At 74.2% G+C, this 6,887-nt stretch carries 5 protein-coding genes and 1 pseudogene; 2 read left to right on the top strand and 4 right to left on the bottom strand.

The window, feature by feature from the left end; translation table 11 throughout:
- Positions 1 to 40: 40 nt before the first annotated feature.
- A complete protein-coding gene (locus tag ABZS51_RS41820; protein ID WP_355453659.1) occupies positions 41 to 1,900 on the bottom strand; it encodes a hypothetical protein in 1,860 nt (619 codons plus the stop codon).
- A gap of 261 nt (positions 1,901 to 2,161) precedes the next feature.
- Between ABZS51_RS41820 and ABZS51_RS41815 the strand changes: the two genes are divergently transcribed.
- Positions 2,162 to 3,691, top strand: a complete 1,530-nt coding sequence (locus ABZS51_RS41815) for an MFS transporter (protein WP_355453656.1) — start codon at positions 2,162 to 2,164, stop codon at positions 3,689 to 3,691.
- Between the two features lie 35 nt (positions 3,692 to 3,726).
- Positions 3,727 to 4,521, top strand: a complete 795-nt coding sequence (locus ABZS51_RS41810; protein ID WP_355453653.1) for a DoxX family membrane protein — start codon at positions 3,727 to 3,729, stop codon at positions 4,519 to 4,521.
- Positions 4,522 to 4,542: 21 nt separating this feature from the next.
- On the opposite strand, the gene sthA is transcribed toward ABZS51_RS41810, so the two are convergent.
- From sthA to ABZS51_RS41795, 3 genes and pseudogenes are all read right to left on the bottom strand, one after another.
- The gene (sthA, locus tag ABZS51_RS41805; RefSeq protein WP_355453650.1) at positions 4,543 to 5,946 is read right to left on the bottom strand and encodes a Si-specific NAD(P)(+) transhydrogenase; all 1,404 of its coding nucleotides are present in this window, start codon (positions 5,944 to 5,946) and stop codon (positions 4,543 to 4,545) included.
- A 42-nt stretch (positions 5,947 to 5,988) separates the two neighbouring features.
- Positions 5,989 to 6,240 carry a hypothetical protein gene (locus ABZS51_RS41800; protein WP_310711568.1) on the bottom strand — a complete coding sequence of 84 codons (252 nt, stop codon included), beginning with the start codon at positions 6,238 to 6,240 and terminating at the stop codon, positions 5,989 to 5,991.
- 94 nt (positions 6,241 to 6,334) lie between these two features.
- Positions 6,335 to 6,887, bottom strand: a pseudogene (locus tag ABZS51_RS41795) (hypothetical protein); the annotation flags it as partial.

Here is a 6,887-nt window from a genome sequence, read left to right as displayed (position 1 = left end):
GTTCGGGGGACTTATGGGACTTTCCCTCAGGACGCTCCGGTCAGCCGCGCTGGTGTCGTCCCGGGAACTCTCCGGTCAGCACCTGCTTGGGCGTGACGCGCAGGAGGCCCGGGGCGGCCACGGCGACGCCGCGCACCTCCACCCACCGGCGGCGCGGCGACGGGCCGGCCGCGAACACCGCGACCCGCGGGTCCGCCTCCACCGCCTCCCCTGCGCCGGCCCCGGCGACCAGCCGCAGCTCTCCGGCGGGGCCGATCGAGGCGGCCGCGCCGACCGTCCGCGGGCCGAGCGGGTCGGCGAAGGACAGGACGACGTTCCTGGCGTACGCGAGAGCCTGGCGCGCCTCCGGGCCGAGCGGCACGGAGGGCTCGTCACCGGCGGGCAGGTCGCACATGAGGAGCGAGGAGCGCCAGGGGCCCGGCCCGCCGCGCCACCACGCGCGCCCGGCCCGCCCCGCGAACACGACCGCCACCAGCCCGAGCGCCGCCATCCCCACCCGCCACGCCCACGCGGCCCCGGCTGTTCGGTCCTGTGCCGGCCACTCCAGCAGGGCGCCCGCCGCGCATCCGGCCGCCGCGAGGACGAGCAGGACGACCGCCGCGCGCAGCCACCCGTCCTCGCCGCCGTGGCGGGCGCGGCGGTAGCAGCGCAGCAGCGGGTACGGCACGGCCACGGCCGCCAGCGCGGCCCTGGGCTCCACGGCCATCGCCGCGCAGGCCAGTGGCGCCAGCACCGACCAGGTGCGGCCGAGCAGGATCCACAGCGTCACTCCGGCGTTCCTGCGCGCCGTCCGCTCGCCGTCCGCGGCGGCGAACTGCTCCAGCGCCCGGACGGGGTGACCGCGCCAGGTCCCGGCCAGGGCGCGCAGGGCGGCGTGCGCGGGCCAGCCGAGCACCGCGACGGCCGCGAGCCCGGCCCACACCGGGTCCAGCCACGGCGGCACGCCGGGCGCCGCGGTCAGGCCCAGCCAGGCGGCGTACGCGGCCACCGACACGGCCGCCGACACCACCTCCGTGCCGAGCCACGGGTCGCGCCCCATCATGGCGGGCACCAGCGGCCACACCCTGATGCGGCGCGCCTGCCGGACGGTGAGGACCGCCAGCAGCGCCAGCGCGACCAGGCCGCCCAGTTTCGCCTGGAGGGCGAGGTCGGCGGCCTGCGCGGCCGCGGCGACGCCGATCGTGGCCAGCGCCGCCAGCAGCCGGGCCTGTCGCGACCACACCTCCAGCGCCCGTCTCGCCCGGCCGGTCTCGCGCGGGTCCACCGGCCAGGCGGGGTCGTGGTGGGCCCGGGGACGGTCCCACCGCAGCAACGCCAACCCCAGATTCACCCGCACCCGCGCCCGGACCGCGTCCCCCGGCCGCTCCCCGGAGGACGGTCCCGGGTCGGGGTCGGGGTCGGGGCCGGGGTCGGTGGCGGTGGCGGTGGCGAGGGCGGTGCGGTAGGCGGTCGCGGCGTGGGCGTGGTCTCCGCGCAGCAGGGCGAGGTCCCCTTCCAGGGCGTGCGGCGCGGGCTCCTCGGGGGCGAACGCGCGGGCCAGCCCCGCCTGGCCGGCCGCCTCGTCCGCGTGGCCGGGCAGGCGGGCCAGCACCGTGGCCAGGCGTACCCGGGCCGGCCAGGAGCCCGGCGCCAGCCGGACCGCCTCGCGCGCCGGCGGAAGGGCGTCGGCGTCCCGGCCCAGCCGTTCCAGGGCCAGGCTCATCAGGCGGTGCGCCCACTCCCCCGTGGCGGCGGCCTCTCCGCGGTCGTCGCGCGCGGCTGCCGCGGCGGCCTCGCGGGCGGCGTTCAGCGCCTCCTCGGGGCGGCCGGCGTGGAGGCGGGCGACGGCTTCGGCGCACCAATCACGCGGGGATTTGTCGGTTTTTTCATGGTTCTTGCTATGATTTCCGTCCGTCCCCACCAACTCATGATCGGCTGTTCGATGAAAGTTGAACAGGTGACGACATAGGGCTGTATCTCTCTAGAGAGATACGCGTGCGGGCCTTCGATGCGTCGATACCGCTATCCCCAGCGCATGCCATGGCCTAAGCTGCCACGCAAGCTGGAGCGGAGGAGCCCGGAGGCAGCGTCAACCACGTTTCCGACGCAGCGAGCCCCGCATCCACGGCGACCACAGTCATGCGCGGGCCCGGTGTGATCGGATCGGCCGGCAAGGAGGTCCATGACCGTCACACAGGCCGCCCCCCTCGTACGGCGTGGGGCCCGGCGACACCCCGACAACCGCTGGTCGATCCTCCTGCTGCTCTGCCTGAGCCTGCTCCTGATCACCGTCGACGCCACGGTCCTGCACATCGCCGTCCCGGCGCTGACCGCGGCGCTGGAGCCGTCGGCCGTCCAGCTCCTGTGGATCATCGACGTCTACTCGCTGGTGGTCGCGCCGCTGCTGATCATGTTCGGCACGCTCGGCGACCGCTACGGCCGCAAACGGCTGGTCCTGGGTGGGTTCGTGCTGTTCGGGGTGGCCTCGGCCGCCGCGGCCTTCTCCCCCACTCCCCTCTTCCTCATCCTCGCCCGGGCGCTGCTCGGCGTCGGCGGCGCCATGATCATGCCGGCCACGCTGTCGCTGATCCGCCAGGTCTTCACCGACCGCCGCGAGCGGGCCATCGCCCTCGGCATCTGGAGCGCGGTCGCCGCGGCGGGCGCGGCCGTCGGCCCGCTGATCGGCGGCCTGCTCGTCAGCGTCTGGTGGGGCGCCGTCTTCCTCATCAACGTGCCGATCCTGCTGGTGCTGCTGCCCGCCGCCGCCAGGCTGCTGCCCGACTCGCGCCGCGACGACGGCAGGCCCTGGGACGGGCTGAGCGCCGTGCTGTCGGTGCTGGGCATCCTGGCGCTCGCCTTCGGCCTGAAGGAGGCGGGATCGGGCAGCCTCATGCCGTTCGGGGCGTCCGTCGCCGTGTTCCTGGCAGGGGCGGCGCTGCTGGTGTGGTTCGTCAGGCGGCAGTCGCGGCTGGCGGCGCCGCTGCTGGAGATCGGCCTGTTCCGGAGCCGGGCGTTCACCACCGGCGTGGCAGGGGTGCTGCTGGGTGTGTTCGCGCTCGTGGGGCTCCAGCTCATGCTGGCCCAGTACCTCCAGCTCGTCCTCGGCGACCGGCCGCCGCAGGCGGCGATCCGGATGCTGCCGCTGGTGCTGTCGGCCATCGCCGGCGGGCTCGCCGCGGCCCACATCCTGCCGCGCGCCGGCATGCGCGCCACCATGAGCGGCGGCCTCGGGCTCGTCGCGCTCTCCCTCACCCCCACGCTGACCTGGGGCGTCGAAAGCCATCCCGTCATGCTCGGGGTCTGCTTCGTCGGCATCGGGTTCGGCGTCCAGGTGGCGCTGCTGGCCGCCTCCGACACGATCATGTCGTCGGTCCCGGAGTCGCGGGCGGGCGGGGCCGCCGCCATCGAGGAGACCGCCTACGAGCTGGGCGCCGGACTCGGCGTGGCCGTCCTGGGCACGATCACCACCATGGCGTACGCGCCCAGCTTCCCGCCCGTGCCCGGCGTGCCCGGCGCGGCCATGGACCAGGCCCGGCAGTCCCTGGCCGGCGCCGCCCACGTGGCCCAGGAGGTCGGCGGCAGCGCGGGCGACGCGCTGCTCACCGCCGCACGGTGGGCCTTCGTCAACGCCCTGCACACCACGGTCGTGGTGAGCATCGTCCTGCTCAGCCTGACCGCCCTCGCCGTGGCCACGCTGCTGCGCCGTGATTGAGGTGTGCGATGTCCCCCTCCGGGCAGAGATCTACCGTGAGACAGGCCTTCCATGACGTCGCCGCCCTGGTCGCCCGCTTAGGCGTCGGCGGCATCTTCTTCGCCAACGGCTGGCACAAGCTGGAGGACGGCCTGAAGAACACCGGGCTGCTGTTCGCCCAGCAGGGCGCGCCCGCGCCGCGGGCCTGGGCCACGGTCACCATGCTCGCCGAGCTGATCGGCGGGGCGCTGCTGATCGCCGGGCTGCTGGTGGCGCTGACGGGGCTGGTGCTGTTCGCCGAGGCACTGGCCGTGTTCCTGGTCGCGCCGCCGCTCAACCCCATCACCGTGAACGAGCTCGTCCTGCTCGGCGTGGCCGCGCTGCTGCTGGCGGTCGTGGGCGCGGGGAGGGTGTCGGTGGACCACATGGTGGTGATCCGGCGCCGGGAGTCGGCCGCGGCCAGCGAGTTCGCGGCCGACACGGAGGCGGACCAGGTCATCGCCTCCCTGCGCGACCCCGACACGGCGCGCCCTTCCGACCCGGCCTCCGGAGGCGCCGCCCCCGCGCCGAAGGCGCCCTCCACCGGAACCACCACGGAATCAGGCACGGGCAAGGGTTCGGGCTCGGAGACCGGCACCGGGCCGGGCACGGCGGCTCGTACGCGGGCCCGTACGGAGACGGAGCATGCCGGGCAGGGAGACACGGCGCCCCACCCCCGCCCGCGCCGCCCGCAGGCCGAGACGGCGGCGCCCGCCGACGAGCCGGCCTCGTCACCGGCGCCGGGCGACACCCTGGTCGCGGGCCGCAAGAAGCCCCCCGGGCGGACCCGCCGCACCCAGCCCGACGAGTAGACACCCGGCGGACCACCCTGGTCAGAGTTCGAAGCGGGCGACCCGGCGGAGCTTGTTCATGGCGTCCAGGGCCGCCACCTTGTACGACTCCGCCAGCGTCGGGTAGTTGAAGACCGCGTCCACCAGGTAGTCGATCGTGCCGCCGCAGCCCATCACCGCCTGGCCGATGTGCAGCAGCTCGGTGGCGCCCGTGCCGAACACGTGGACGCCCAGCAGCGACCGGTCCTCCGGCGACACCAGCAGCTTCAGCATGCCGTACGTGTCGCCGATGATCTGCCCGCGGGCCAGCTCCCGGTAGCGGGAGACGCCCACCTCGAACGGCACCTGAGAGGCGGTCAGCTCGTCCTCGGTGCGGCCGATGAAGGAGATCTCCGGGATCGTGTAGATGCCGATCGGCTGGAGGTGGTGGATGCCGTGCAGGGGCTCGGCGCAGGCGTGGTGGGCGGCGATACGGCCCTGCTCCATCGAGGTGGCGGCCAGCGAGGGGAATCCGATGACGTCGCCCACCGCGTAGATGTGCGGGACGGTGGTGCGGTAGTGCTCGTCCACCGGGATGCGACCGCGGTCGTCGGCCGACAGGCCGGCCAGCTCCAGGCCGAGGCCGTCGGTCATGCCCTGGCGGCCCGCCGAGTACATGACGGTCTCGGCCGGGATCTTCTTGCCGCTCTCCAGCAGCGCCAGCGCTCCCCTGGTGTGGCGCTCGACGGCGGCCACCGTCTCGCCGAACCGGAACGTCACCGCCAGGTCGCGCAGGTGGTACTTCAGCGCCTCGACGATCTCCAGGTCGCAGAAGTCGAGCATCCGCTCCCGCCGCTCCACGACCGTGACCTTGGTGCCCAGGGCGGCGAACATGGAGGCGTACTCGATGCCGATGACGCCCGCCCCGACGACGACGAGCGAGTCGGGGACGGCCTGGAGGTGGAGGATGCCGTCGGAGTCGATGATCGTCTCTTCGTCGAACTCGACCGACGCGGGGCGGGCCGGTCGCGTTCCCGTCGCGATGATGATCTTGTCGGCGGTGATCTTGACGTCACGGTTCGACTCGTCGATCACGTCCAGCGTGTGCGGGTCCACGAACCTGGCCGTCCCGGGCACCACGGCGACGTGGTTGCGCGCGAGCTGGCTGCGGATCACGTCGATCTCCCGGCCGATGACGTGCTGGGTGCGGATGCCCAGGTCGCCCACGGTGATGTCGTCCTTGACCCGGTAGCTCTGGCCGTACATCTCCCGCTGGTTGAGGCCCGTGAGGTAGAGCACGGCCTCGCGCAGGGTCTTGGACGGGATCGTGCCGGTGTTGATGCAGACGCCGCCCATCATGTTCCGGCGCTCGACGATGACGACCCGCTTCTCGAGCTTGGCGGCGGCGATGGCCGCCTTCTGCCCGCCGGGTCCGGAGCCTATGACGGCAACATCGAAGTCGGCCACACTGCCAGTGTCCCTCTAGTGGGCGGTTCCCGCCATGAGCGTTCAGCCGGACATGCCGGCCATCACCCGGTCCACGAGGCCGGCGCTGCCCTCCTGGCGGGCGCAGTGGGCGCAGCAGTACCAGTTCTTGCCCGACTGGACGCCGTGCCCGATGACGCGGGTGCCGCAGTGCTCGCAGATCGGCGCCATGGCCTGGATCGCGCACTGGAAGGAGTCGAAGGTGTGCACGGCCCCCTGGGCGTGGACCTCGAAGGACATGTCGTAGTCGTTCCCGCACGTCTCGCAGACGGCCATGGTGTCCCCCTCGCGCTGTCACCGGTACGCCGGAGGGACATACCCGGTCGGCCGCCACTGTTGCCCCAAGAGCCGGCCATATTCCGCAGGGGTCTCAACGGGGCAGGAGGGCGCGGGCGAGCAGGGGAAGCGCGAGCAGGCCGAGGGCCGAGAGGGCGGCCGGCAGTCCGAGGCCGGCCGCCAGCGCCGCCACGAGCGGCGGACTGATCAAGAACGCGGTGTACGACACGACGGAGACGCCTGACACGAGCGCGCCGCTCGGGTCCCTGGCCGCGGCCCGGCTGAGGACGGCCGGCACCAGGGGCCCCAGGGCGAGCCCGGCCAGAGCGAACCCGGCCAGCGAGATCGGCACCGCCCAGGCATCCGCGCCCGCGCCGCCGCCCCAGCCGGCGAGGGCGATCCCCGCGCCTCCGCCCAGCCCGGCCACCAGGTAGAGGGGGCGCGGCCGCAGTCCGGGCAGCGCCTGCGCGACCAGGCGGCCGGCCGTGAGCGCCCCCATGTACACCGCCGGCGCGGCGCCGGCCACCAGGGCCGAGGCGGCACGGTGCTCCTCGAGCAGCAGCACCGACCACTGCTCCACCGCGTTCTCCATGATCAGGGCGCACGCCGCCAGCCCGCCGAGCAGGGCCGCCGCGCCCCGGTGCCGC

The sequence above is a fragment of the Nonomuraea sp. NPDC005501 genome, assembly GCF_040605905.1.
Taxonomy (GTDB): Bacteria; Actinomycetota; Actinomycetes; order Streptosporangiales; family Streptosporangiaceae; genus Nonomuraea.
This window is presented reverse-complemented; position numbering and strand designations above follow the sequence as displayed.

Excerpts from the sequence above, each read along its gene's own strand:
- ABZS51_RS41800 (WP_310711568.1), bottom strand. The coding sequence starts at position 6,240 with ATGGCCGTCTGCGAGACGTGCGGGAACGACTACGACATGTCCTTCGAG.
- ABZS51_RS41815 (WP_355453656.1), top strand. The coding sequence starts at position 2,162 with ATGACCGTCACACAGGCCGCCCCCCTCGTACGGCGTGGGGCCCGGCGA.